Annotated in this window: 23 protein-coding genes; 16 read left to right on the top strand and 7 right to left on the bottom strand. The window is 66.2% G+C overall.

The genetic code is table 11. The annotated features are described in order from the left end of the window. Position 1 precedes the first annotated feature (1 nt). Positions 2-850 carry a 16S rRNA (uracil(1498)-N(3))-methyltransferase gene (locus tag FS787_RS01490; protein WP_144670428.1) on the top strand — a complete coding sequence of 283 codons (849 nt, stop codon included), beginning with the start codon at positions 2-4 and terminating at the stop codon, positions 848-850. Between the two features lie 167 nt (positions 851-1,017). On the opposite strand, the gene FS787_RS01485 is transcribed toward FS787_RS01490, so the two are convergent. Next, a complete protein-coding gene (locus FS787_RS01485) occupies positions 1,018-1,911 on the bottom strand; it encodes a GerMN domain-containing protein (protein ID WP_144670426.1) in 894 nt (297 codons plus the stop codon). Between the two features lie 539 nt (positions 1,912-2,450). On the opposite strand from FS787_RS01485, the gene FS787_RS01480 reads away from it, so the two are divergent. The 5 genes from FS787_RS01480 to FS787_RS01460 all read left to right on the top strand — a co-directional run bounded on the left by FS787_RS01480 (position 2,451) and on the right by FS787_RS01460 (position 7,988). Then, positions 2,451-3,539: a PhoH family protein gene (locus FS787_RS01480; RefSeq protein ID WP_144670424.1), complete on the top strand. Its 1,089-nt coding sequence runs from the start codon at positions 2,451-2,453 to the stop codon at positions 3,537-3,539. Next, positions 3,536-4,009: an rRNA maturation RNase YbeY gene (gene ybeY, locus FS787_RS01475; protein ID WP_144670422.1), complete on the top strand. Its 474-nt coding sequence runs from the start codon at positions 3,536-3,538 to the stop codon at positions 4,007-4,009. The genes FS787_RS01480 and ybeY overlap by 4 nt, the downstream gene beginning before the upstream one ends. Further along, a complete protein-coding gene (locus FS787_RS01470) occupies positions 4,006-5,337 on the top strand; it encodes a hemolysin family protein (RefSeq protein WP_144670420.1) in 1,332 nt (443 codons plus the stop codon). Before ybeY ends, FS787_RS01470 begins: the two co-directional genes overlap by 4 nt. Then, positions 5,321-6,280, top strand: coding sequence for a GTPase Era (era, locus tag FS787_RS01465; RefSeq protein WP_144670418.1), 960 nt, complete (start codon positions 5,321-5,323; stop codon positions 6,278-6,280). Before FS787_RS01470 ends, era begins: the two co-directional genes overlap by 17 nt. 241 nt (positions 6,281-6,521) lie before the next feature. Beyond that, positions 6,522-7,988: an LCP family protein gene (locus tag FS787_RS01460; RefSeq protein WP_144671821.1), complete on the top strand. Its 1,467-nt coding sequence runs from the start codon at positions 6,522-6,524 to the stop codon at positions 7,986-7,988. Between the two features lie 106 nt (positions 7,989-8,094). Here the strand turns inward: FS787_RS01460 and FS787_RS01455 are convergent, their stop codons facing one another. After that, a complete protein-coding gene (locus FS787_RS01455) occupies positions 8,095-10,047 on the bottom strand; it encodes a M13-type metalloendopeptidase (RefSeq protein WP_144670416.1) in 1,953 nt (650 codons plus the stop codon). A 252-nt stretch (positions 10,048-10,299) separates the two neighbouring features. On the opposite strand from FS787_RS01455, the gene leuA reads away from it, so the two are divergent. The 3 genes from leuA to FS787_RS01440 all read left to right on the top strand — a co-directional run bounded on the left by leuA (position 10,300) and on the right by FS787_RS01440 (position 13,804). Beyond that, positions 10,300-12,039 (top strand): 2-isopropylmalate synthase, encoded by a 1,740-nt coding sequence (gene leuA, locus FS787_RS01450; RefSeq protein ID WP_144670414.1) that lies wholly within the window; start codon positions 10,300-10,302, stop codon positions 12,037-12,039. 103 nt (positions 12,040-12,142) lie between these two features. After that, positions 12,143-12,913 carry a DNA repair protein RecO gene (gene recO, locus FS787_RS01445; RefSeq protein WP_186329064.1) on the top strand — a complete coding sequence of 257 codons (771 nt, stop codon included), beginning with the start codon at positions 12,143-12,145 and terminating at the stop codon, positions 12,911-12,913. Between the two features lie 63 nt (positions 12,914-12,976). Next, a complete protein-coding gene (locus tag FS787_RS01440) occupies positions 12,977-13,804 on the top strand; it encodes an isoprenyl transferase (protein ID WP_144670410.1) in 828 nt (275 codons plus the stop codon). Between the two features lie 62 nt (positions 13,805-13,866). Here FS787_RS01440 and FS787_RS01435 read toward each other — a convergent pair whose 3' ends face one another. Continuing rightward, positions 13,867-14,874 carry an alpha/beta fold hydrolase gene (locus FS787_RS01435; protein ID WP_144670408.1) on the bottom strand — a complete coding sequence of 336 codons (1,008 nt, stop codon included), beginning with the start codon at positions 14,872-14,874 and terminating at the stop codon, positions 13,867-13,869. A 67-nt stretch (positions 14,875-14,941) separates the two neighbouring features. Between FS787_RS01435 and FS787_RS01430 the strand changes: the two genes are divergently transcribed. Next, positions 14,942-16,015, top strand: a complete 1,074-nt coding sequence (locus FS787_RS01430) for a quinone-dependent dihydroorotate dehydrogenase (protein ID WP_144670406.1) — start codon at positions 14,942-14,944, stop codon at positions 16,013-16,015. Positions 16,016-16,143: 128 nt separating this feature from the next. Here FS787_RS01430 and FS787_RS01425 read toward each other — a convergent pair whose 3' ends face one another. Further along, positions 16,144-16,743 (bottom strand): DUF3043 domain-containing protein, encoded by a 600-nt coding sequence (locus FS787_RS01425; protein ID WP_144670404.1) that lies wholly within the window; start codon positions 16,741-16,743, stop codon positions 16,144-16,146. A gap of 113 nt (positions 16,744-16,856) precedes the next feature. Between FS787_RS01425 and FS787_RS01420 the strand changes: the two genes are divergently transcribed. The 5 genes from FS787_RS01420 to FS787_RS01400 all read left to right on the top strand — a co-directional run bounded on the left by FS787_RS01420 (position 16,857) and on the right by FS787_RS01400 (position 22,053). Next, positions 16,857-18,287 (top strand): dipeptidase, encoded by a 1,431-nt coding sequence (locus tag FS787_RS01420; RefSeq protein ID WP_144670402.1) that lies wholly within the window; start codon positions 16,857-16,859, stop codon positions 18,285-18,287. A gap of 171 nt (positions 18,288-18,458) precedes the next feature. Beyond that, the gene (locus FS787_RS01415) at positions 18,459-18,848 is read left to right on the top strand and encodes an iron-sulfur cluster assembly accessory protein (protein WP_144670399.1); all 390 of its coding nucleotides are present in this window, start codon (positions 18,459-18,461) and stop codon (positions 18,846-18,848) included. A gap of 199 nt (positions 18,849-19,047) precedes the next feature. Continuing rightward, positions 19,048-19,920: a cytochrome c oxidase subunit II gene (gene coxB / locus FS787_RS01410; RefSeq protein WP_144670397.1), complete on the top strand. Its 873-nt coding sequence runs from the start codon at positions 19,048-19,050 to the stop codon at positions 19,918-19,920. Between the two features lie 10 nt (positions 19,921-19,930). Then, on the top strand, positions 19,931-21,652 hold the full coding sequence (gene ctaD, locus FS787_RS01405; RefSeq protein WP_144670395.1) for a cytochrome c oxidase subunit I: 1,722 nt from the start codon (positions 19,931-19,933) through the stop codon (positions 21,650-21,652). Further along, complete coding sequence (locus FS787_RS01400) at positions 21,652-22,053, top strand: cytochrome c oxidase subunit 4 (RefSeq protein WP_144670393.1); 402 nt, start codon at positions 21,652-21,654, stop codon at positions 22,051-22,053. Before ctaD ends, FS787_RS01400 begins: the two co-directional genes overlap by 1 nt. A 107-nt stretch (positions 22,054-22,160) precedes the next feature. On the opposite strand, the gene FS787_RS01395 is transcribed toward FS787_RS01400, so the two are convergent. After that, the gene (locus FS787_RS01395) at positions 22,161-22,454 is read right to left on the bottom strand and encodes an HPr family phosphocarrier protein (RefSeq protein ID WP_144670391.1); all 294 of its coding nucleotides are present in this window, start codon (positions 22,452-22,454) and stop codon (positions 22,161-22,163) included. A 187-nt stretch (positions 22,455-22,641) separates the two neighbouring features. Between FS787_RS01395 and FS787_RS01390 the strand changes: the two genes are divergently transcribed. Further along, complete coding sequence (locus FS787_RS01390; RefSeq protein WP_144671819.1) at positions 22,642-23,409, top strand: GntR family transcriptional regulator; 768 nt, start codon at positions 22,642-22,644, stop codon at positions 23,407-23,409. Positions 23,410-23,482: 73 nt separating this feature from the next. Here FS787_RS01390 and FS787_RS01385 read toward each other — a convergent pair whose 3' ends face one another. After that, a complete protein-coding gene (locus FS787_RS01385; protein ID WP_144670389.1) occupies positions 23,483-25,162 on the bottom strand; it encodes a cytochrome bc complex cytochrome b subunit in 1,680 nt (559 codons plus the stop codon). Further along, positions 25,140-26,210: a ubiquinol-cytochrome c reductase iron-sulfur subunit gene (locus FS787_RS01380; RefSeq protein ID WP_144670387.1), complete on the bottom strand. Its 1,071-nt coding sequence runs from the start codon at positions 26,208-26,210 to the stop codon at positions 25,140-25,142. The genes FS787_RS01385 and FS787_RS01380 overlap by 23 nt, the downstream gene beginning before the upstream one ends. Positions 26,211-26,262: the final 52 nt, after the last annotated feature.

Here is a 26,262-nt window from a genome sequence, read left to right as displayed (position 1 = left end):
CGTGAGTAACCCGGTCTTCTTCACAGCCCCCGGCACCTTGGACGGGATGGCGCCCGGTTCCGTGTTCATTCTGGACGGAGCCGAGGCCCGCCATGCGGTCACGGTGAAGCGTCTCGCCGTGGGGGAGACCGTGGACATCGCCGACGGCGCCGGCAAGCGCCTGAGCGGCGCCGTGGCCGCCGTCGCGCCGAACGAGCTGACGGTGACGTGCTCTGAGCTCTCCGACGAGCCGCGGCCCGGGGTCCGGCTGGTCCTGGTACAGGCCCTCGCCAAGGGAGACCGGGACGAACTCGCGGCCGAGACTGCCACCGAACTGGGAATCGACGCGATCGTGCCGTGGCAGGCGGAACGCTCCATTGTCCGGTGGAAAGCCGAGCGCGCGGCGAAGGCCCACGCCAAGTGGCAGTCCATCGTCACGGCGGCGGCCAAACAGGCCCGCCGGGCGTGGATCCCGGAGGTCCGTTCCGCCGTCGACGGCGCCGGGCTGCAGGCGGCGGTGGCCGCCGCGGACCTCGCCGTCATCCTTCATGAGGACGCCGTACGTCCGCTGCGGCAGGTCCTGGAGACTTGGCAGGCCGGTTTCGCCGGTGAGGACTCAGCCGCTGAGGACTCGGCCGCTGAGGACTCGGCGGGTGAGGGTCGCGGCCGGCCAGGTTCGGAGGATAACGGTTCCGGCGGCCGTGAGGTCCTGCTCATCGTGGGTCCCGAGGGCGGCATCAGCCCGCGGGAAGTGACACGGCTCTGCGACGCCGGCGCCGTGACAGCCCTGCTGGGGCACCATGTCCTGCGCTCATCCACGGCCGGTCCCGCCGCCACGGTCCTCGCCAGCGACATCCTGGGCCGCTGGTAGCCCAGGGGATCAGCAGGCCGGTCGGCCAAAGAAACGATTGTTCCCCACCGGCCCCCTCGACTCGCAAGCTCGGCCAGGGAACCCTGCCGGCGTGGGCCCAACCGCCGTTTTGAGCTGTCAAAAGGGCCGTTGCGGAGCAATCGATGGTCAGTCCGACGGGGATTGCGCTATTGGACCGCGAACCCGCGGGTGTCTACGTTCAGGTCCTCGGCGGGATTGCCTTCCTCGACCTGCGACACCCGGACCTCATAGTTGCCCGGGCCCAGGTTCACCGACAGGCTGAAAGCGCCCGATTTCCCGGCTTCGTCCGAGGCGGTCACGGTCCCGTTCACGTAGCTGGTCGTGACGCTTCCGTCGATCCGGAGCACCTCCCACCGGAGCACGCCGCCCGGAGAGGTGCTGCGGCCGTTGATCTTGACCGCGCCGTCCTCCACCGAGGTCCCTTCCTGGGGATCGATGATCCAGACCGGGGCGACCATCCCGGCACTGCGTGAGGTCGGCGCGCCGAGGCGGACGTGGTTGAAGGCAACGTAGTCGGTATGGCCGTCCACCAGCACCACCACCTGGATCTGCTGGCCGGAGTCAATCAGGCCGGCGCTGGCAGCGGCTGCCGTCGCGGTGTAGACGAGCTGTTGCACCGCGAGCTCGGCCATGGCCGGATCCACATTGCTGTTGAACGCATCGGCGGACATGTCCACCGTGATGACATTTTTGCCCGAGATGGAGCTCGCCAGCATCTTGGGATTCTGCCAGGGGGTGAAGAAGTCCGGGTCGAGCGGCTTCTCCGACATCATGACCCGGAGCGCGCCCGTGACCGGGTTGTCTTCTTCCGGGACGTCGCGGAACTCGCGGTACAGGAACGTGTTGTCGTTGCTCCGGCCGATCCAGTACACGGGCGCCTTGTTCGATGCCTGCGTGGTCTCCAGCGGCGCGCTGGTGGTCGCCGCCGACGCCTCGGCCGACATGACCTGCGGGGGAGTGTTGGAGTTCGTGACACCGGGCTGGGGAGTGGCCACGCATGCGGAGAGCGTTAAGGCCGCGGGCAACACCATGAGCAGCATGCCGCGGCGTATCCGCCAGCCTGCTGCTCTCTGTCCCGTCCCGTGGTCCCTGATTTCCGCTGCCCTTGTCTGCTCTGTGCTTGCTTTAAGTCGCTTGCTTTAAGTCGTTTGCTTTAAGTCGCTTGCTTTAAGTCTCTGTTTGCTTCATGTCCCGGTCTTCCGGCTGCCAGTGTGCCCGGCGTGCCGGTTCGTCCGGTGGTCCGCCCTCAACGCCGTGGCGGTGGCCGATTTCCAGCATCGCATACGGCGATGCCGCCAAACCGGGGATCGCGCCGTCGGGCCGGAACTGCAACGGGAACGATATGAGGCCGATGCGAAGTTGATACCTAAATCCGGGAACGGCGACGGTATTCCGGTGAGGTCGCCGCCCGACAGGCCGCTGGCCCGGAGGCGTCCGCAGCCGGTCACTGGCGTAAGATAAGAGAATCCGCTGACCCCGGAACCAGGAGGCGACCACCGCTCCCTGGCCGGATCAGGAGCCGGATCAGGAGACAGACCAATTCCTACTGGAGGGGACCAGAGGCCCGCGGGCCAGCACCATGACTGAAGCAGCGAACGGCAAGGCCCGGATCAGCGCCGGAGAGCGCGCCGCAGGTGAATTTCCCCACTCCCTACCAGGGCTGCGGACGGAGGTAGTCCTCTTCGACAGCTCCGATCAGATGGTCCAGTCCCTCGGCAGTCATGACGAAGCCCTTCGCTTCATCGAGATCCAGTTCCCGGCTGTCGACTTCCACGTCCGCGGCAACGAGCTCGCCATCAGCGGGCCGGCCGCCGACGTGCCGCGGATCATGCGCCTGTTCAATGAAGTCCGCGGGCTGGTCGCTCGAGGCACGGTCATTACGCCTGCCGTCCTGCAGCAGCTCGTGTCGATGCTCCGGACCCAGTCCCTGCAGAACCCGGTCGAGGTGCTCACCCACAACATCCTCTCGAGCCGCGGAAAGACGATCCGGCCGAAGACGCTGAACCAGAAGAACTACGTCGACGCGATTGATGCCAACACGGTGATCTTCGGCATCGGCCCGGCCGGTACCGGCAAGACGTACCTGGCGATGGCCAAGGCCGTCCAGGCGCTGCAGCAAAAGGAAGTCACGCGCATCATCCTGACCCGTCCCGCCGTCGAAGCGGGGGAGCGTCTCGGGTTCCTGCCGGGCACGCTCAGCGACAAGATCGACCCGTACCTGCGGCCGCTGTACGACGCCCTGCACGAAATGATGGACCCCGAATCCATTCCCCGGCTGATCGCGGCCGGAACCATCGAAGTCGCACCGCTGGCCTACATGCGCGGACGCACGCTCAATGACGCCTTCATCATCCTGGACGAGGCACAGAACACCACGCCGGAGCAGATGAAGATGTTCCTCACCCGGCTGGGCTTCGGCTCCAAAATGGTGGTCACCGGGGACGTCACGCAGGTGGACCTGCCCTTCGGAACCCGGTCCGGCCTGCGGATTGTGGAAGAAATCCTGGAAGGCATCGAGGACGTCAACTTCACCGTCCTGGACGCCTCCGACGTCGTCCGCCACCGTCTGGTGGGAGACATCGTCAACGCCTACGGCGTCTGGGACGAGGTTCAGAGGAACCGGGTCAAGCACTCCGTGGCCCGGGAGAAGCGGGGAGAACACGCATGAGTATCGAGGTCAACAACGAGTCCGGCGTCACGGTCGACGAGGCGGAGCTGGTGCAGCTGTCCCGGTTCATTTTCGAACGCCTCTTCATCCACCCGCAGGCCGAGCTGTCCATCCTCCTCGTGGATGAACCGGCCATGGAGAAGCTGCACATCGAACTGATGGACGAGCCGGGCTCCACCGATGTGCTCTCAGTGCCCATGGATGAGCTGACGCCGGGCACCCCGGACAAGCCCACCCCGCAGGGCATGCTCGGTGACATCGCCATCTGCCCGCAGGTGGCGGAGGCCCAGGCGATGAACGCCGGCCACTCCACCCAGGACGAAATGCTGCTCCTCACGACCCACGGCATCCTGCACCTGCTCGGCTTCGACCACGCAGAGCCTGAGGAAAAAGAGGAGATGTTTGGTCTCCAGCGTGAACTGCTCTCTGCCTTCACCGGCAAGGACGCCCCGTCAGAGACGATTCAGTGACGCCACTGATCCTCGCCGGCATGGCGCTGGTTTTCCTGAGTTTTGCCGCCTTCCTCACCGCGGCTGAATCTGCTTTCAACTACCTTTCCCGGCACGACGCCGAAGCGGTGATCCTGAACGGCCGCGGTACCGCACTGAAGCGCATCATGGCCGAGCCCGTGGCGCACATGCGTGCCCTGCGGTTCTGGCGCATCTGGTTCGACATGGCCTCGGCCGTCGCCGTCACGGTGTTGCTGACCAGCGTCTTCGACAACATCTGGCTCGCCGGGCTGATCGCCACCGGTGTTATGGCGCTGCTGGGCTTCGTGATCGTGGGCGTGTCCCCCCGGCAGCTCGGCCGGGTCCACTCGGCCGGGCTGGTCCGCTTCAGCGCACCCCTGATCCGCTGGCTGTGCTGGGTCTTGGGACCGATCCCCGGCTGGCTTGTCACCCTGGGCAGCGCGGTGGCCCCCGGGGCGCCCGCGGACAACGAGGCGTTCTTCAGTGAAGAGGAGTTCCGCGAATTAGTGGACCGCGCCACGGAGTCCGACGTGATCGAGGACAACGAGGCCGAACTGATCCAGTCCGTGTTCGACTTCGGCGACACCCTGGTCCGGTCCGTGATGGTGCCGCGCACCGACATCCTCAGCATTGATTCCGGCTCCAGCCTGCACCGGGCCATGTCGCTGTTCCTGCGCTCCGGCTATTCCCGGATCCCGGTCATCGGCGAGAACACAGACCAGGTCCTCGGCATCATCTACCTCAAGGACGTGGCCGCGGTCATCCACAACCTCGGCCCCGGCGAGGAGCCCCCCGTCGTCGACGAACTGGCCCGCGAGGTCCGCTACGTGCCGGACTCGAAACCGGTCAGTGAGCTGCTGCGTGAACTGCAGAAGGAATCGACGCACGTCGCGATTGTCATTGACGAGTACGGCGGCACCGCCGGACTGGTCACCCTCGAGGACCTCATCGAGGAAATCGTCGGCGAGATCGTGGATGAGTACGACACCGAAAGCGCGGAAGCGGTGGAGCTCGGCGACGGAAGCTACCGCGTGAGCGCACGGATGAGCATCGATGACCTCGGCGAACTCTTCGACCTGGAGCTCGACGACGACGAGGTGGACACCGTGGGCGGCCTGCTCGCCAAGGCGCTCGGGCGGGTTCCGATCGTCGGCAGCACGGTCGTGGTCCACGGGGTATCCCTCCGCGCCGACCGGCTGGAGGGCCGGCGGAACCGCGTCAGCCACATCATTGCGGCCGCCGTTCCAAAAGAAGACACTGACCTTGAAGACCTTCTCGACGAGGCCGCACCAATCCAACAGGGAGTCTCACGTGAGCAAGCAGAATAAGTCCGACGGCGCCGCGGCCCATGGTGGCTACCGCGCCGGTTTCGCCGTGCTGGTGGGGCGTCCCAATGCGGGCAAGTCGACCCTCACCAACGCGCTGGTGGGCCAGAAGGTCGCCATCACCTCGGCCAAGCCGCAGACCACGCGCCACACCATCCGCGGCATTGTCCACCGGGACGACGCCCAGCTGATCCTGGTGGACACCCCGGGCCTGCACCGCCCGCGCACCCTCCTGGGAAAGCGGCTCAACGAACTCGTCGCCGATACCCTCGCCGAGGTCGACGCGATCGGTTTCTGCCTCCCGGCCAATGAGAAGATCGGCCCGGGCGACAAGTTCATCGCCGCCCAGCTCGCCGCCCTCGGCAACAAACCCGTCATCGCGATCGTGACGAAGACCGACACGGTGGACCGGCAGGCCCTCACCGAACAGCTGCTCGCCGTGGCGGCCCTCGGCCGCGAAGTCCTCGGCGAGGACGGCTGGAAGGACATCGTCCCGGTTTCCGCGACCGACGGCTTCCAGGTGGGCACCCTCGCCGACGTCCTGATCGGCCACATGCCGCCGTCGCCGCCGCTTTACCCGGACGGGCACCTGACGGACGAACCGGAAGCTGTGATGATCGCCGAACTCATCCGCGAGGCCGCCCTCGAGGGTGTCCGCGACGAACTGCCGCATTCCCTGGCCGTCGTCGTCGATGAGATCGTTCCGCGCGAAGGCCGGCCGGAAGACCGGCCGTTCCTGGACGTCCGGGTCAACCTGTACGTCGAGCGCCCTTCGCAGAAGGCCATCATCATCGGCAAGGGCGGCGCCCGGCTCCGTGAGGTCGGCACCAACGCCCGCAAGGGGATCGAGGCGCTGCTGGGCGCCCGGATCTACCTTGACCTCCATGTGAAAGTCGCCAAGGACTGGCAGCGCGACCCGAAGCAGCTCGTGAAACTCGGCTTTTAAGCGCGCCCGTACCCGTCATCTGCGGCGTCCGCGCCGCTCCCATGGAGCCCGCCATCGGGAATTTCCCAGAAACGGACTCTAAAATAGGCGAACCCCGTTCGTGAAGGAAGGCTCAACCGTGTCTCGACCCCGTGATGACAGTGCAGACGGAACCGGAAACCCGGTTCGGTCAGGTTCTGCCGCCCGGCACACGGATGATCCCGCCGTCGGACCGGCACGCCATCTGGGTCCGACCCGCGGCATGCCCCGCTGGCTGAAGATCGGGACGGGTATTATCTCCCTTCTCCTGGTCGGGGTCCTTGCCTTCGGCGCCTATTGGGCGTTCCGGCTGCAGGGCAACATCAGCAAGGCCGCGCTGGGCGCCGGGAGCGACAAGACCGAGGCAGCCGTGAACGATTCGAACGACCGGATGCAGATCCTGATCCTCGGCTCGGACTCCCGCGACGGCAAGAACTCGCAGTACGGCGCCCCCGACGACGCCGCGGGCTACGGGCACTCGGACGTGATGATGCTGATGGACATCTCCGCGGACAACAAGCGCGTCAGCGTCGTGAGCTTCCCCCGCGACCTGCTCGTGGACACTCCCAAATGCACCGACCAGAAGACCAAGAAGCAATTCCCGGCGCAGCAGGACGTGATGATCAACGCGGCCATGACCGAGGCAGGCATCGGTTGCGCCGTCGACACGGTCAACAAACTCACGGGTCTCGAAATCGATCACTTCATGATGGCCGACTTCAACGCCGTCAAGGAACTCTCGAACACGGTCGGCGGTGTGGAGGTCTGCATCAGCGACGCCGTCTATGATCCGGACTCCAGGCTCCGGCTCCCCAAGGGGACCTCCAAGGTCCAGGGCGAGCAGGCGCTGGCGTTCCTGCGGGCGCGGCACGCGTTTGCGGACGGTGGGGACCTCGGCAGGATCAAGGCGCAGCAGGGGTTCCTGTCCTCCCTGACCCGGAAGATGAAGAGTGACGGCACGTTGTCCAACCCCGTCAAGATGCTGGAGATCGCCGACGTCGTCACCAGGAACCTCACGATTGACGAGGGCCTTGCATCCATCCCCACCCTGCTGACGGTCGGGAACCGGCTGAAGAACATCGACGTCGGCAAGGTCGCCTTCGTCGCGGTTCCGACGGTGCCGGCGGTCAGCGACCCGAACCGCCTGCAGGTGGCCGAGCCCGCCGCGTCGCAGCTCTTCGCGGCGATGCGCAAGGACATTGACCTCACGGACCCGACCGCGCCACCCAGCCCCTCCGCGTCCGCGAGCCCGGCGGCGAGTGCCAGTGCCTCGCCGACGCCCAGCGAGAAGGCCCCGGCGTACAACAAGGCGCTGCAGCCCGTCACCGTGGCGAACGGCTCCGGCACCCCGGCGCGGGCCCAGGAGATCACGAAGGTCCTCACCGGCAGCGGCTTCACGCAGATCAACCAGTTCGCCGCCGACCCCGTGGCGTCCACCGCGGTCTACTACGGCGAGGGTTTCGCCGATGTGGCCGCCGACGTCGCCTCCCTCCTGGGGATCCCGGCGAAGCAGGTGCTGCCGGCCGGCATCGTCGGCGTCCAGGTCTACGTGGGCAGCAGCCCGGCGGGCGGCGCCAAGGGCGGCACCCCAAGCGGCGGAGCCGCAGTGGACCTCCCCGATGACATCGTCAACCAGACCGCCGGCGATGTTGTGTGCCAGCAGGCCAACCCGGCGCTCATCACCCGCTGACAGGTATCTTCGGAAAGCAACGGGCCGGCCCCCGGGGAGGATTCCCCGGGGGCCGGCCAGTTTTATTGGATTGCTGGTTGCCTGGCATTTTTGCCTGGCAGGCTCCCTACCAGATGCTGACGCGTTCCGTTTCGGGCATCCACATGCCGTCCTGCTCCGCCGTTCCGAATGCCTCGTGGAAGGCGTCAAGATTTTTGGCGATCTGGTTGGTGCGGAACTCGTTGGGGGAGTGCGGATCGGTGGCCAGCCGGCGGATGGCCTCCTCGGTCCGCATCACCTGCCGCCAGCCCGCGGCCCATGATGCGAAGAACCGCTGCACCCCGGTCAGTCCGTCCAGGACTGGCGGCTCCTGCCCGTCGAGGCTGATCAGGTAGGCCTTGTACGCGATCGTCAGGCCGCCGAGGTCACCGATATTCTCGCCCAGGGTCAGTTTGCCGTTGACGTTGTGCCCCGGCGCTGCGGTGGGGGAGAGCGCCTCGAACTGGGCCACCAGCTTGGAGGTCAGCGCCTCGAAGGCGGTCCGGTCATCCTCCGTCCACCAGTTGCGCAGCAGGCCACTGCCGTCGTACTGCGAGCCCTGGTCGTCGAATCCGTGGCCGATCTCGTGGCCGATGACCGCACCGATGCCGCCGTAGTTGACGGCGTCGTCGGCGTCGGCGGTGAAGAACGGCGGCTGCAGGATGGCTGCGGGGAACACGATCTCGTTGAGCAGCGGGTGGTAGTACGCATTCACCGTCTGCGGGGTCATCAGCCACTTGTCCCGGTCCACCGGCTTGCCCACTTCATCAAGATGCCGGTCGACGTCGGCGCTGTGCGCGCGCTCCACGTTGCCCAGCAGGTCCGAGGGGTCGATCTCCACCGCGGAGTAGTCGATCCACTTGTCGGGGTAGCCGATCTTGGCCCGGAACGAATCGAGCTTCTTGAGTGCCTCGTGCTTGGTTTCCTCGCCCATCCAGCCAAGTCCGGTGATGGATTCACGGTAGGCCTCGATCAGGTTCGCCACCAGCGACTCCATGCGCGCCTTGTGCGTCTCCGGGAAGTGCCGGGCAACATAGATCTGGCCGACCGCCTCGCCGAGCGCAGCCTCGACGACGGCGACCCCGCGCTTCCAGCGGTCCTTGTTGCGCGGCGTGCCGCTGAGTGTGGTGCCGTAAAAAGCGAAGTTGGCATCAACAAACGCAGCGGACAGGTACGGCGCGGCGGCGCTGATGACGCGCATGGCCAGCCATTCCTGCCAGACGGACAGCGGCTCCGACTCCAGCAGCGACGCCGCCCCGGCGAAGAAATCCGGGGTGCTCACGATCAGTTCCGCACGCTTTTCCGGCGCGATGCCGGCGGCGTCGAACCAGGTGGTTAGGAGCGGGAAGAGCTCCGTGGCCTCGTCCGCGGTCCGCAGGTTGTAGGTCTTCTGGGGGTCGCGCAGCGTGACTTTGTCCCAGTGGTGGGATGCCAGCGCGGTCTCCAGCGCCACCACCCGTCCGGCTGCGGCCTCCGGACCGGTGACCCCGGCGAGTCCGAAGACGGTCTTCACATGGTCCTGGTAGGCCCGGACCATCGGCGCGAACTTCTCTTCGCGGTAGTACGACTCATCCGGCAGCCCCAGGCCGCCCTGGCCGGAGTACAGCAGGATCCGGTCCGGATTTCCGGCGTCGGGGGCCGGATAGATGTAAAAGAGGCCGCCCACGTCCGCGCGGAACAGCCGGCCGGACAGGGCCACCAGATCGGCGGCCGACTCCGTAGCGAAGACCTCGGCGAGCCGGGAACGGATCGGGTCCAGGCCCTTGGCCTCCACCCCCGCTTCGTCTAGGAAGCTGTTGTACAGGTCCCCGATCTTCCGCTCGATCCCGGTGGAGTCCGCTCCGTGGGCCGCTGCGTCCTCGATGATCTCTTTCACGGCGAGTTCCGAGCCGTCGCGCAGCGCCGTGAACGTCCCCTCCAAGGGGCGGTCGTCGGGTATCTCGGTGCTCTTGAGCCAGGTGCCGTTGACATGCTGGTACAGGTCATCCTGCGGCCGGACACTGGAGTCGATGTTGGACAGGGCGATCCCCGAAAGTGGCACAGATGCTCCTTTGAGAGGCAGTCCGGCACCGCCTTGGCAGGGGATGCCGGTCTGCATGGTGGACGTTACGGAGGTATGGCTCCTTCATCTTACGCACCCGTGTTACTGTGAAAACGTGCGCGCAGAACTGCTTCTCCTTAGCTGCCGCGGCGAGGCCTCAGACGCGATCTAGCGCAAGGCCCACCCTCGCTGCGGAGTTTGTGTTGCCCGGCCACCCTTTCACCAGGAATCACAGAAAAGGCCCCGATTGTAATGCGAAACGCACAGAAGCCCTCAGGAATGCCCGTCCACCGCTACGTTCCGTTCCAGGACATCATCACGGTTGAACTGCCGGACCGCACCTGGCCGGACAAAGTCATCACCAAGGCCCCGCGCTGGTGCGCCGTGGACCTCCGTGACGGCAACCAGGCACTGATCGACCCGATGAGCCCCGCCCGCAAGCTGAAGATGTTCCAGCTGCTGGTCCGGATGGGCTACAAGGAAATCGAAGTCGGGTTCCCTTCGGCCTCGCAGACTGACTTCGACTTCGTCCGGCAGCTGATCGAGGGCAACCACATCCCCGACGACGTCACCATCCAGGTCCTGACGCAGGCCCGCGAGCATCTGATCGAGCGGACCTACGAGTCCTTGGTCGGTGCCAAGCAGGCCATCGTCCACCTGTACAACTCGACGTCGGTCCTGCAGCGCAGGGTGGTTTTCAACCAGGACGAGGACGGCATCCTGGACATCGCGCTGCAGGGCGCGCGGCTGTGCAAGAAGTATGAGGAGACCCTGCAGGACACCCACATCACCTATGAGTACTCCCCGGAATCCTTCACCGGGACCGAGCTGGAGTACGCCGTCAGGGTCTGCAACGCCATCGCCGACGTGTTCGAGGCCTCCGCCGACAGCCAGGTCATCATCAACCTGCCCGCCACGGTGGAGATGGCCACCCCCAACGTCTACGCCGACTCCATCGAGTGGATGAGCCGGAACCTGCACCCGCGGGAGGGCATTATCCTGTCCCTGCACCCGCACAACGACCGTGGCACCGGCGTCGCCGCCGCCGAACTGGGCTACCTCGCCGGCGCGGACCGGATCGAAGGCTGCCTGTTCGGCAACGGCGAACGGACCGGCAACGTGGACCTGGTGACCCTGGGGCTGAACATGTTCGTCCAGGGCATCGACCCGATGATCGACTTCTCCGACATCGACGAGGTCCGCCGCACCGTGGAGTACTGCAACCAGCTGCCGGTGGCCGAGCGCACCCCCTACGGCGGTGACCTTGTTTTCACCGCCTTCTCCGGCTCGCACCAGGACGCCATCAAGAAAGGCCTGGAAGCCCTGGAAAAGGACGCAGCCGCCGCCGGGAAGGACGTCGCCGACTACCCCTGGCAGGTCCCGTACCTGCCGGTCGACCCGAAGGACCTCGGCCGCAGCTACGAGGCGGTCATCCGGGTCAACTCGCAGTCGGGCAAGGGCGGCGTCGCGTACTTGCTGAAAAACGAGCACAACCTGGACCTGCCGCGCCGCGCCCAGATCGAGTTCTCCGGCGTCATCCAGAAGCAGACCGACACCGTGGGCGGCGAAGTCAGCGGAGCCCAGCTCTGGCAGGTCTTCCAGGATGAATACCTGCCCTCCGGCTCGGCCGACGCGCAGTGGGGACGCTACGCCCTGGGCCCGTTCGGCACCGAAACGGACGAGGACGGGTCCATGACGCTGCACGCCACGCTCAAGATCGACGGCAGCCAGGTCCACCGCACCGGCACGGGCAACGGCCCGATAGCAGCCCTGCTGAGCATCCTGCGCGAGGACGGCGTCGACGTCCGGGTGCTGGACTACAGCGAACATGCCCTGTCCGAAGGCGGCAGCGCCCTCGCCGCGGCCTATGTCGAGTGCGCCGTGGGAGAGCGCGTGCTGTGGGGCGTCGGGATCGACGCCAACACCAGCACGTCTTCGCTCAAGGCCGTCATTTCGGCCGTGAACCGGGCCATCCGGGACGCCCGGGCCTAGGCTGCCAGCCGCTTTTCAGGCGCTCAGCGCCGCCGGTCCGTCCGGCGGCGCGGCGCGCCTGAGCCGCGGCGGTTCCCCGGAATGCAGTGTTTCCCTCAGAGCGATGCGAAGATTAAGCGTGGCCCAACCCTCCTCCTTTGCCTCCCGCGCCTACCGTGATGACGGTGTGGTGCTGCGTACCCACAAACTGGGCGAAGCGGACCGCATCATCACCATCCTGACCAAGCACCACGGCCAGGTCCGCGCGGTAGCCAAGGGCGTACGGCGCACCAGCAGCCGCTTCGGCGCCCGGCTTGAGCCCTTTATGGTGGTGGACCTCCAGTTGATATCCGGCCGCACCCTGGACATTGTCACGCAGGCTGTCGCGAAGGGTGCCTACGGCAGCAATATCGCCGCGGATTACGGCCGCTACACGGTGGCTGCCGCGATGACCGAAACTGCGGAGAAGCTGACCGACGTCGACGGCGAAGCCGGTACCGCCCAATACAACCTCCTCGTCGGCGCCCTGGCCTCACTGAGCCGGGGCGACCACACCCCCGAACTCATCCTCGATTCCTACCTGCTGCGCGCCCTCGCCACCGGCGGCTGGGCCCCGAGTTTCACCGACTGCGCCCGCTGCGGGGCCGGCGGGCCCCACACCGCGTTTTCGGCGCCGCTCGGCGGCATGGTGTGCGCGGACTGCCGCCCGCCCGGATCGCCCGCCCCCGCCGCGGAAACAGTCCTGCTGCTGGGCGCGCTGCTGACGGGGGACTGGACGACGGCGGACGCGTCAGTTCCAGCGCACCGGCGCGAGGCGGCCGGCCTGGTGGCCAGCTACCTGCAGTGGCACCTCGAGCGGGTCCTCAAGTCCCTCAAACATGTGGAGCGAACCTGACTGTGGCACCGGAAACTATGGCACCGGGAAAATGTGGCACCGGGAAAGAACTAGGGAAAAACTGTGGCATTGGTTAAAAAGAAGCGTCCGGTCCGGCAACGGAGCACCCCCGTGGTGAGCCCGTACCCGCACCCCTCCGGAGCCGTCCCCCCGGCCATCCCGGCGGAGTTTATTCCGCGGCACGTCGCGATCGTGATGGACGGCAACGGCCGCTGGGCCAACCAGCGCGGGCTGCCCCGGATCGAGGGCCACAAGGCGGGGGAGCCCGCCCTGCTGGACGTGATGGCCGGTGCGATTGAACTCGGCATCGAGCATGTGAGCGTTTACGCCTTCTCCACGGAAAACTGGCGCCGTTCACCCGAGGAGGTCCGCTTCCTGATGGGATTTAACAAGGACGTGCTGCGTCGTCAGCGCAACCAGCTGGATGAGTGGGGTGTGCGGATCCGCTGGTCCGGCCGGCGGCCCCGGCTGTGGGGCTCCGTGATCCGGGAATTGGAAGAGGCCGAGGACTTCACCCGCGGCAACAGCACCTGCACGTTGAACATGTGTGTTAACTACGGCGGGCGTGCCGAGATCGCCGACGCCGTCTCCGCGATCGCGGAGGAAGTTGCCGCCGGCCGGCTGAAGCCGGGCGCCATCACCGAGAAGACGATCCAGAAGTACCTGGACGAGCCGGACCTGCCGGACGTTGACTTGTTCCTGCGCAGCTCCGGCGAGCAGCGGCTCTCCAACTTCATGCTGTGGCAGTCCGCCTACGCCGAGTTCGTTTTTATGGACACGCTGTGGCCCGACGTGGACCGGCGCACGCTGTGGGACGCGGTGGAGGTGTATGCGCAGCGGGACCGCCGTTACGGCGGGGCAGTGGACGCGGCCCCCGCAGGCCCGGCCTGACACCAGGGTGCTGACACCAGGGTGTTAACTCTGCGCGCCGCCGGGTGAAGGCGCCGCGCGGCTCAAGCGGTGCCGCCGTCGTCGAGGACGTAGGCGCGGAGCCAGCGGGCCAGCCGGGCGTAGGCGTCCGCGCGGACGCGCGGGGCGGACAAAAACACGTCATGCAGTGCCCCGTCGATCCGCTCCAGGGTGACGGTCCGGCCCAGGCTGAGGGCGCGCAGGGCGATCGTGTTGACGTCCAGGACTGCATCGGTGCGCCGCATGGATTCCTTCCAGAACATTCCGTTGGCGCTGGCCCCGGAAATCAGGACCAGGATGGGAACCTGGATGTCCAGGCCGCGCGCCACCCGCGCCTGCCCGGTCAGGACCGCGCTCAGCCAGCCGGCCCGGACGGGGAACGCCCGGGGCGGGCGGTAGTTGTCATCCAAGGTCCATTCGCCCTCCGCGGCGCTGCTGATGCTGCGCCAGTAGAAGCCGCGTTCGGGGAGCCGGATGACGGCTTCGGGGCGGAACCGCGCGAGTGGTTCCACCATGGTCCGCGCCGCCCGGCGCACGGCCGGGCTGCCATGCATCTCCAGCCACGGGCTGTCGAGGATCAGCTGCGAGATAACGTCCGGATGCCGGCTGGCCCACAGCGCGGCAATCAGCCCGCCGGTCGAATGTCCCATCAGCGCCACCGTCGGCGGTGCCTCGGCGTCGGGGTGCAGCGCGGCGATGATGCCGATCGCCGCGGTGATCTCGGCGTCGTAGTCGTCCAGGTCGGCCACATAGCCGCCGTGGGTGCCGGCGTGCAGGCTCCGGCCGTGGTTGTGCATATCCAGGGCGAAGAACGCGAAGCCCTGGCGGGTCCAGAAGTCGGCGAGCTCCTCGTTGAAGAAGTAATCGCTCCAGCCGTGCAGGAACAGCACGGCCCGGGGCCTGCCGGCGTCGCCGCCGGCAGCGGCTGGGCCCTCCTCGGCGCCGGGAACCCGTCGGACCAGCGTGGCGGCCCGTTCGACGCCGTCGGGGCCGGTTGCCGGGAAGGTGCAGGCTTCGAAGTCGTCGCCCAGGATATCGGGAACCCATTCCATTGCTTCATGCTAGCGCCCGGCGGCGGGCGGGTTTGGTCTGGGCCGCCGGAACGGGAAAACTAGAGCCATGCGCGTATATCCGACCTTCTTCCGGCTGGCCTTTTCATGGATGGACGCCGAACGCGCCCACAAAATCGGGTTCAGGGCCATCCGGCTTGTCCACTCCTGCGGGGCCGGGCGGGTGCTGCAGAGGTTCACCGCCCCGGCGGCGTCGCTCCAGACCCGGGCGTTCGGCCTGACGTTCCCGTCGCCGTTCGGTCTGGCGGCCGGGTTCGACAAGGAGGGCCACGGCATCGAGGCGCTGACCGAGCTGGGCTTCGGCCATGTGGAAGTCGGCACGATCACCGGACAGGCCCAGCCCGGAAACCCCGCGCCGCGGCTCTTCCGCCTGGTCCAGGACCGGGCCGTGGTCAACCGGATGGGATTCAACAATGACGGGGCCGCCGCCGTGGCGCCCCGCCTGAAGTCCGCCCGCGCCGCCCTGCAGCGCCGCCACCCCGGTGTCCGCCCGGTGATCGGCATCAACATCGGCAAGAGCAAGGTGGTGGAACTGGACGACGCGGTGGCGGACTACCTCATCAGCGCCCGCAGCCTGGCGCCCGCCGCCGACTACCTCGTGGTCAACGTCAGCTCCCCGAACACCCCCGGCCTGCGGCTGCTCCAGGACGTCGATTCGCTCCGCCCGCTGCTGACGGCAGTGGGGGAGGCGGCGGACAAGGCCTCCGGACGCCACATTCCGCTGCTGGTCAAGATCGCCCCGGACCTCAGCGATGACGACATCGACGACGTCGCGCGCCTGGCACTGGACCTGAAGCTGGACGGAATCATCGCCACCAACACCACCATCGCCCGCACCGGCCTGTCGTCCGCCCCGGACAAGGTGGCGGCCTGCGGCGCCGGCGGACTGTCCGGCGCCCCGCTGAAGCAGCGGTCCCTGGAAGTGCTGGCACGGTTGAAGGCGGCAACCGGCGGCAAGCTGACCCTGGTCTCGGTGGGCGGCGTCGAAACCGCGCAGGACGTCCAGCAACGGCTCGACGCCGGCGCCACCCTCGTGCAGGGGTACACGGCGTTCCTCTACGAAGGTCCGTTCTGGGCTGCCCGCATCAACCGGCAGCTCGCTAAGCACCCGTCGCGGCGCTGAACCCGGCCCGGGGCCCCGCGGGCCAACGGTCGGCACCGCTCGGCCACACCGACAGGCGCCGTCACCACACCGGGACGACAAAGCCCCCGGCAGTCCAGCTGCCGGGGGCTCCTTGGTGATCGGGGAAATCAGGCGGGGTATTCGCCGCGCTTGACGAGGGGCTTGGGAAGGCGCAGGCGCCGGAACTGCAGTGAGCGCATGGAGCCGTACCAGACGGTGCCGCGCTCCACGTCGCCGAACTTTTCCGTCAGGCGCTTCCGGAGCTTGCGGGAGAGGATAAAGACGTCGACGAAGACGGCCAGGAACATGACCCAGAATCCGCCCAGGACGTAGATCATCTGCTCGCTGGACGCCGGGACGAGCAGGGAGACCACCACGAAGATCAGTGCGCCGAACATCAGGTACTCGCCGAGGCTGAAGCGGGCGTCCACATAGTCACGGGCGAAGCGCTTCTGCGGACCCTTGTCCCTCAGCGGCAGGAACTTCTCGTCGCCGGTGTCCAGGGCCGCCCGCATTTTCAGCCGCTGCTCCTGGACCGCTGCACGCTCTGCGGCCTTGGAGGCCTTGCGGTCCTCCGGCACGAGCGGCCGCTTGCGGGCCGCCACCTGCGCGCTGCGCTTGGGCGTGGGCGCGCCCTTGCCGAGGGCGGTATCCCGGGCTGCTGCCCCGGCCGCCTGCTGGTCAACTATGTCCTGCGCCGATGGCGCTTCTTTTTTACGTCCAAACACCCCTACAGAATACCCCGCGGACACGGGCACGAGACCCAGCCCACACAGGGTATGACGCGCCGCGGCAGAGTTTAGGGTTTAGCGTGATCCACGGCACGGGTAGTGTTCTGGCCATGACTTCATCACCCGCGGGGAACCCGCAAACCGCAACCGCCCCGGCCGGAAACGTCGACACCGAGGCGCTCCGGCAGGCCGTCACCGAATCCTTCGACACCACCATCGCCCAGTTGAAAGAGCTCGTCGCCATTCCGGGCATCGCCTGGCCAAGCTTCGACCCGGCCCCGCTCAACGCCAGCGCCGACGCCGTCGCCGGGCTGGTGCGCGCCAGCGGATTCGACGACGTCCGGATCCTGCGCTGCAACAAGGAAGACGGGACTCCCGGCGGCCCCGCCGTCGTCGCCCGCCGTCCCGCCGCCGACGGCAAGCCGACGATCCTGCTCTACGCCCACCACGATGTGCAGCCCACCGGCGACTTGGCGCTGTGGGAGACGGAGCCGTTCACCGCCGTCGAGCGTGACGGGCGGCTTTACGGCCGCGGTGCCGCCGACGACAAGGCCGGGATCCTGGCCCACATTGCTGCCTACGCGGCCGTGACCCGCGTCCTGGGCGACGATCTTGGCCTGGGTGTGACCTTCTTCTTCGAGGGTGAGGAGGAAGCCGGTTCCCCGACCTTCCGAACTTTCCTGGAAACCCACCGGGAGCTGCTGCGCGCCGATGTGATCGTCGTCGCCGACTCCAGCAACTGGAAGGTCGGCATCCCCGCGCTCACCACCAGCCTCCGCGGTCTGGTGGACGGCACCATCGAGGTCAAGGTCCTGGACCACGCGGTCCACTCCGGCATGTTCGGCGGCCCGGTGCTGGATGCGCCCACCCTCCTGTCCCGTCTCATCGCCACCCTGCACGACGACGAGGGCAACGTCGCGATCGCCGGCCTGGTCAGCCGGGACGACGCCACCGTGGACCTCTCGGAGGAGGAATACCGCGCGGACGCCTCCGTGCTCGACGGCGTCCGGCTTGCGGGCACCGGCACGATCGCCTCGCGGATGTGGACCAAGCCGGCGCTGTCGATCATCGGCTTCGACGCCCCCGCCGTCGACGTCGCCTCCAACACCCTCCTGCCCCGGGCAAAGGCCAAGTTCAGCATGCGGCTCGCCCCCGGGCAGGATCCGGCCGAAGCCATGGATGCCGTCCGACGGCACGTGGAAGCCAGCGCGCCGTTCGGCGCCCACGTGGTCTTTACGCCGGGGGAGAGCGGCAACGCCTTCCTCACGGACACGTCCTCACGGGCTGCGGGCATCGCGATGTGGGCGCTCGGCGAGGCGTGGGGCGTCCCGGCAGTGGAAACCGGTATTGGCGGCTCCATCCCGTTCATCGCCGACCTGACCGAGCTGTACCCGGATGTCCAGATCCTGGTCACCGGCGTCGAGGATCCCGATTCCCGGGCGCACAGCGCGAACGAATCCCTCCACCTTGAAGACTTCCGGAACGCCATCGTTGCCGAAGCCCTGATGCTCGCGCGGCTGAATGAGGACGGACTGGCCTGACCGGACGGGCCGGCCGGGTTCCGGGGGAACATCCGGCCGGCACTAACGGTTACGTCAGAAGTTAGAGCTACACGGCTGATCGACGTAGCATGTAGCTATAGCCCGTACCGAATAAGTAGGGGCGGGTGCCGCCCCGGCGGTGCCGCCACCACCGTCGTTAGAAGGTAGGCCATGAGCACTACAACCAATGAAAACAGCGCCGACACCACCGCCACGGCGGGCGAGGAACTGGCCACGCACGAAGTCCAGCTGACCGACGTCGCGGCGGGCAAGGTCCGCAGCCTGCTGGAGCAGGAAGGCCGCACCGACCTGCGCCTCCGCGTGGCTGTGCAGCCCGGCGGCTGCTCCGGCCTGATCTACCAGCTCTACTTCGACGAAAGGCTCCTCGACGGAGACGCCGTCCGGGACTACGACGGCGTTGAAGTTGTAGTCGACAAGATGAGCGTCCCCTACCTCACCGGTGCCAGCATCGACTTCGAGGACACCATCTCCAAGCAGGGCTTTACGATCGATAACCCCAACGCCGGCGGCTCCTGCGCCTGCGGTGATTCCTTCCACTAAGGCCGGGCAATCTGCCCGGCCTTAGTGCCGAGGAACCATAACGAGCGGACCCGGCAAATAGGTCCCGACGCACGGCGCGGACATGTGGGCGAAAACTCGCGGGGAGCGGTAAGCTCTACACCGAGTAGTAAAACTTTTCGTGTGCCCCGACCGCGATTTTGCGGACCGGGGCGACAGCAACAAGTAGGAAGGGCCGTCTGTGAGTTCGCAGAACCGAACCGGCAGCCGACGCAAACAGATCACTACGATCACTGGCTTGGCACTCGCCGGCGCGTTGGCTTTGACTGGATGTTCACCAGAGGTACAGAAAGGGTGGCTGCCCACGGAACGTGGCACCACCAACCACACTGACCGCATCATGGACCTCTGGGTCAACTCATGGATTGCCGCACTGGTTGTCGGTGTCATCACCTGGGGCCTGATGATCTGGTGCATGGTGGCCTACCGGCGCCGCAAGGGCACCGTCGGGTTCCCCCGGCAGAACAGCTTCAACCTGCCCCTCGAAGTTTTCTACCTGACGATCCCGCTGTTCATGGTCCTGGTGTTCTTCTACTTCACCGACCGCGACCAGCAGGCGATCGACAACCGCGCAGAGCCGGCCGACGTCGTCGTTGACGTCCGTGGCAAGCAGTGGGCCTGGGACTTCAACTACAAAAAGGGCGACGTGATCCGCGAGGATGTCCACGAAGCCGGCGTCCAGGCGCACCTCACCGGTGAGGCAGTGGACAAGGAAAAGCTCCCCACCCTGTACCTCCCGGTCAACAAATCCGTGGATGTCGAGCTGAACGCCCGCGACGTCATCCACTCCTTCTGGGTCCCCGCCTTCCTGCAGAAGCGCGACATGATCCCCGGAAAGACCAACTACATCAGGTTCACCCCCACCAAAGAGGGAACCTACGACGGCAAGTGCGCCGAACTCTGTGGCGAATACCACTCCGAAATGCTGTTCCGCGTGAAGGTCGTTTCCGACGCCGAATTCCAGGCGCACCTGGACAAGCTGCGCCAGGACGGCAACACCGGTCTCCTCGGCGAAGAGTACGACCGCAACCCGGCCCCGACCGAATCCAAGTAAGGGGAGCGACGTGGCAACCACCTATTCACAGCCCACGGGGACACTTGAGGCTCCCGTAGTACCGAAATCCAAGGGACGCATCGTCGTCAACTGGATCACCTCCACCGACCACAAGACCATCGGGTACATGTACCTGATCGCGTCCTTCGTGTTCTTCTGCTTCGGCGGCGTCATGGCGCTGCTGATCCGCGCCGAGCTGTTCGAGCCCGGCATGCAGATCCTGCAGACCAAAGAGCAGTACAACCAGCTCTTCACCATGCACGGCACAGTCATGCTGCTGATGTTCGCGACGCCGCTCTTCGCCGGGTTCGCCAACGTCATCATGCCGCTCCAGATCGGTGCACCCGACGTCGCCTTCCCGCGACTGAACGCACTGGCCTTCTGGTTCTTCCTTTTCGGCTCCACCATCGCCGTGTCCGGCTTCGTCACCCCGCAGGGTGCTGCCTCGTTCGGCTGGTTCGCGTACGCGCCGCTGTCCAACACGACGTTCAGCCCGGGAGTGGGCGGTGACCTCTGGGTCTTCGGCCTGGCGCTCTCCGGCTTCGGCACCATCCTTGGTGCGGTCAACTTCATCACCACGATCATCTGCATGCGTGCCCCGGGCATGACCATGTGGCGTATGCCGATCTTCACCTGGAACATCCTGGTGACGGCGATCCTGGTGCTGATGGCGTTCCCGCCGCTGGCCGCGGCCCTCTTCGCGCTCGGCGCGGACCGGCGCTTCGGTGCCCACATCTTCGACCCGGAGAACGGCGGCGCCGTCCTTTGGCAGCACCTGTTCTGGTTCTTCGGACACCCTGAGGTCTACATCATCGCCCTGCCGTTCTTCGGCATAGTCTCGGAGATCTTCCCGGTCTTCAGCCGCAAGCCGATCTTCGGCTACAAGGGCTTGGTCTACGCAACGATCTCCATCGCTGCCCTGTCCGTGACCGTGTGGGCACACCACATGTACGTCACCGGCTCGGTCCTGCTGCCGTTCTTCTCCTTCATGACGATGTTGATCGCCGTTCCGACCGGTGTGAAGTTCTTCAACTGGATCGGCACCATGTGGCGGGGGTCCATTACGTTCGAAACCCCCATGCTGTGGAGCATCGGCTTCCTGGCGACGTTCCTCTTCGGGGGCCTGACCGGCATTATCCTGGCCTCCCCGCCGCTGGACTTCCACGTCTCGGACTCCTACTTCGTGGTGGCGCACTTCCACTACGTCGTCTTCGGCACCGTGGTGTTCGCGATGTTCGCAGGCTTCTACTTCTGGTGGCCGAAGTGGACCGGCAAGATGCTCAACGAGCGTCTGGGCAAGATCCACTTCTGGATGCTCTTCCTCGGCTTCCACGGCACGTTCCTCATCCAGCACTGGCTGGGCGTCGAGGGTATGCCCCGCCGCTACGCGGACTACATGCCCCAGGACAACTTCACCTGGATGAACCAGTTCTCCACCTACGCCTCGTTCCTGCTGGGCGCCTCGCTGATCCCGTTCTTCTGGAACGTCTACATCACCTGGCGCAGCAACGAGAAGGTTGAAGTGGATGACCCGTGGGGCTTCGGCGCCTCGCTCGAGTGGGCGACGTCCTGCCCGCCGCCGCGCCACAACTTCACCTCGCTGCCGCGGATCCGTTCGGAGCGTCCTGCCCTGGACCTGCACCACCCCGAGCTTTCCCAGACATACACCGTCGAGTCTCCTGCCCCGGCCGCAGAAGCCCTCGGTAACGCCGACCAGAAGGACAACCCCTAGTGAAGATCGAATCAAGGATTTTTGGACTCGGAGTCTTCTTCTTCGTGCCGGTCGCCGTGATCTACGGCTTCCTCACGAACTGGTCCGAGTGGGTCGGCATCCTCGGGGTGCTGCTGGTCGGCGGCCTCGCCGGCATGATCGGCGCCTACCTCGCCTTCACCGGCAAGCGCGTCGGGATGCGTCCCGAGGACCGCAGTGACGCCGAGATCCACGAGGGCGCCGGCGAGCAGGGCCACTTCAGCCCCTGGAGCTGGTGGCCGCTGGTGCTGGGCCTGGCCAGCGCCGCCGGATTCCTCGGAATGGCCATTGGCTTCTGGATTGTCTACATCGCCGCTGGCCTCGCGCTGGTTGCTTTGGTCGGCTGGGTGTACGAGTACAGCCGCGGAGACCACGCGCACTAACGTCCGTCAGGACACAAACCGCATCAACTACGACGGCGGGCCCCACCTTTCCGGTGGGGCCCGCCGTCGTTGTTTGTCTGTGCCCTCTGGAGGGGCCTGTGGGCCGCTCAGCGGGTCCGGGCTGACTCCAACAGGGTACGGAGCCCGTCGAGGGCTTTCTCGACGTCGTCCGGGCTGTAGCGGGCCGGGACAGCGTCAGGGGAGACGGCCAACTCCACGGCGCAGCCGCAGTGGAAGTCCTCGGTCATGACTTCCAGCAGGGAGCGGGCGTCCACTCCGGGCCTGCCGCCCCTGCTGATCGTGACGGGCAGGCCGGTCTCGTGGACAGCACGGACAAACAGGGCCGCGGGCCGGGCATGCAGTCCGACGTCGGCCTTGACGATTGCGTTCCGAACGGGCAACGGGACTCCCTGGTCTTTGACGGTGTGATTAGTGCCGGCGGGCTGCCGGCGCATTCAAGCCTAGTCGCGGGCCTGCTTCCGGGCGAACGGCGACGCAGGTGGTCTAGACCTGTCTGCCGCGTGGCTTAACCTTGAAGCATGAAGATTTCCGGAAGGCCGCGCAGTGGCGGCCTCTGACGCAGCTCGCATGGCCGGCGAAATAGACCGGCAAAACGGTACGCCCATTTACATCCAGCTCAGGGAAATTATCAGGGCCCACATTGTGAGCGCCTGCCCGCCGGGTTCGGCGCTGCCTTCGGAGCGGGACCTCGCCGAACGGTTCGGGCTGGCCCGGATGACGGTTCGCCAGGCCATTGACGCCCTGGTGGGGGAGGAGGTCATCGAGCGTGTGGTGGGACTTGGCACGTTCGTGCGGAAGCCCAAACTGGACCTCCAGGTCAAGCTGACCTCCTACAGCGAGGAAATGCAGCGCCGCGGCATGGTTCCCGCCGCGAAGGTCCTCAGTTTCGAGCAGATCGGTGCCAGCGCGTTCCTGGCCCGGGAACTGCAGTTGGAAGAGGGAACGCCCCTGGTGCGGTTCCGCCGCCTCCTGCTCGCGGACAACGAACCCATGAGCGTCGACGAGAACTTCATCCCCGCCCACCGGGTGCCCGGACTGCTCGACGGCGAACCACCAACCTCGCTGTACAACGTGCTGAGCGAACGCTTCGGGCTGGTGATGGAGTGGGGCGAGGACATGATCGAGGCAACGGCTGCTTCCCCGTCGACCGCCCGGCTGCTCAACGTTGAAGTCGGCTCGCCGCTCCTGAAGATCCAGCGCCACGCTTTCGTTGCGCGGGCCATGGTGGACTACTCCGTGTCCTACTACCGGGCCGACCGGTACAAGCTCTGGGTGCCCCTGCAGCGGCCGGGCGTCCGCCCCACGCGGAACTACGCCACGGGGTACCGCTCGTAGGAAGCACGCGGCTGGATACGCAGAAAGGCCCGGTCCTGGTGGACCGGGCCTTTCTGGTGTTCACTGCGGCCTGTTAGTGGCTGAGCGTTTTCTGCGACTCGCCGGACTCGATGGCCTCGTGTTCGCCGTGGTGGCCGTGGGCCGCCGCGAGCTCTGCAGGAGTAGCCGGAGCAACCCGGTCCTCGAAGAACCACTTGGAGAGCAGCGCGCGGCGCTTCTCCTTCTTGTCGACGACGCCGTGGGCGTTCGGCTCCGCGGGAAGCGGAGACGGCGACTCGAAGCCGACAAGCTTGTAGCGCTTGTACTCGTCCAGCGGTGCGTGGACCTCAATGAACTCGCCGTGCGGGAGGCGCACGATGCGGCCGGTTTCGCGGCCGTGCAGGGCAATCTCGCGGTCCTTGCGCTGCAGGGCCAGGGCGACGCGCTTCGTGACAATGAAGGCGATGACCGGGCCAACGAAGAACAGTGCCCGCAGCCAGTACGTCACATCGTTCAGTGACACGTGGAAGTGCGTGGCGATGAGGTCCGAGCCGGCGGCCGCCCACATTACGCAGTACCAGACGAAGCCGGCCATGCCGATGGCGGTACGCGTGGGAGCGTTGCGCGGACGGTCGAGGACGTGGTGTTCGCGGTTGTCCTTGGTGATCCAGCGTTCGATCCACGGGTAGGTGAACAGCACGGTGAAGATGATCCCTGCAGGGACCAGGGCCGGAAGCAGCACGTTGAAGGAGAAGACCTGGCCGAACCAGACCTGCTCGACACTCCAGTCGCCGATCGTGCCCGGCATGAGGCGCAGGGCGCCATCAACGAAGCCGATATACCAGTCAGGCTGGGTGCCCGCCGAGACGGGGGAGGGGTCGTACGGGCCGTAGTTCCAGATCGGGTTGATGGTGAAGAAGCCCGCCATGAGGGCGATGACACCGAACACGATGAAGAAGAAGCCGCCGGCCTTGGCCGCGTATACCGGGCCGAGGGGGTAGCCGACGACGTTACCGTCGTTGCGGCCCGGGCCGGGGTACTGGGTGTGCTTGTGCACCACGACCATAAAGAGGTGCAGCACGATCATCAGGAGAATGAGTGCCGGAACCAGCAGGATGTGGAGCATGTACAGGCGGCCGATGATGACCGTTCCCGGGAATTCTCCGCCGAAGAGGAAGAACGAGATGTACGTTCCGACGACCGGGATGGACTTGATCACGCCGTCGATGATGCGCAGGCCGTTACCGGAGAGCAGGTCATCGGGGAGGGAGTAGCCGGTGAAGCCGGCTGCCATCGAGAGGATGAGCAGCACGCCGCCCACCACCCAGTTCATTTCGCGGGGCTTGCGGAATGCGCCGGTGAAGAACACGCGCAGCATGTGCACGGACACGGACGCCACAAAGAGCAGCGCGGACCAGTGGTGGACCTGCCGCATGAACAGGCCGCCGCGGACGTCGAAGGAGATGTCCAGGGAGGAGCTGTAAGCCACGGACATTTCGACGTTCTTCAGCGGTGTGTAGGACCCCTCGTAGTGGGTCTCCGCCATGGACGGGTCAAAGAAGAAGGTCAGGAACGTGCCCGAGAGCAGCAGGATGACGAACGAGTACAGGGCCACTTCGCCGAACATGAAGGACCAGTGGTCCGGGAAGACCTTGCGGCCAAATTCACGCAGGATGCCTGATCCGCCGACGCGCTCGTCAACGAAGTTGGTGATGCGGCCGCCTTTGGTCTTGGCGACGAAGGTGGGGGCATTAGGCGTTGATGTTGCGCTCATGCTCATCACGCTCCCAATAGCTAGGTCCAACAGGTTCAAGGAAGTCGCTGGTGGCGACCAGGTATCCCTCGGCGTCAACCGCGATTGGCAGTTGGGGGAGAGGACGGCTGGCCGGCCCAAAGATAACCTTGCATTCCTGCGTGAGGTCGAAGGTTGACTGGTGGCACGGGCACAGCAGGTGGTGCGTCTGCTGCTCGTACAGGGCAACAGGGCAACCAACGTGGGTGCAGATCTTGGAGTAGGCGACAATCCCGTTGTAACCCCAGTCCTCGCGTCCCGGCGACGGGTTGAGGGACTCAGGATTCAGGCGCATCAGCAGGACGACGGCCTTGGCCTTCTCGTTCAGCTTGCCTTCGCCCAGCTCGTTGAGGCCTTCGGGGATGACGTGGAACGCCGACCCGATGGTGACGTCCGCCGCCTTGATGGGGGTGCCATCAGGGTCACGGGCCAGGCGCTTGAGCTTGCCCTCCTGGGGTGCCCACATGGTGTGCGCCAGCTTGTCGTCCGGACGCGGACCCAGGTCGCCGAAGATCGCGACGGCCGGCAGGGGAGCCAGCGCCACGGCGCCAAGGAGAGTGTTGCGGATCAGCGGGCGGCGCTTGATGCCGGTTTCCTCGACGATGTCATCGACGATCCGGACCGCTGCCTGGCGGTCATCCTCGGTACGGATGGCATGGCGCTCTTCCGAGACTTCATGGTCCGGCATCAGGGCCTTGGCCCAGTGCACGATTCCGGTGCCGATACCCAGCATGGCAAATGCGGTGCCAAGACCCAGCAGCGCGTTCTGCAGCCGGATCGTTGCGATCGATGTGTCATCTCCCAGATCGATGGCGAAGTACGCCACCAGGAAGATCAGGGTGCCAACGACCGAGGTCCCGAAAAGAAGGGCTACCTGCCGTTCTGCTCGCTTTGCGGCCTTCGGGTCCGTGTCAGCCAGGCGCAAACGATGCGGGGGAATTCCAGGATCCTGGAACTTCTCCACCTCATTCTGACCAGCCGTAGCTACGGTGCCCGAGTGGTTCGGACTGCCGTCACTATGGTTGCCCATAATTCGCCTCATCCCTCTCTCGTCTCGGCGTGTGCCGAGTTAGCTTTCAATT

This window comes from Arthrobacter sp. U41 (genome assembly GCF_007679325.1).
Classification (GTDB): Bacteria; Actinomycetota; Actinomycetes; order Actinomycetales; family Micrococcaceae; genus Arthrobacter.
This window is presented reverse-complemented; position numbering and strand designations above follow the sequence as displayed.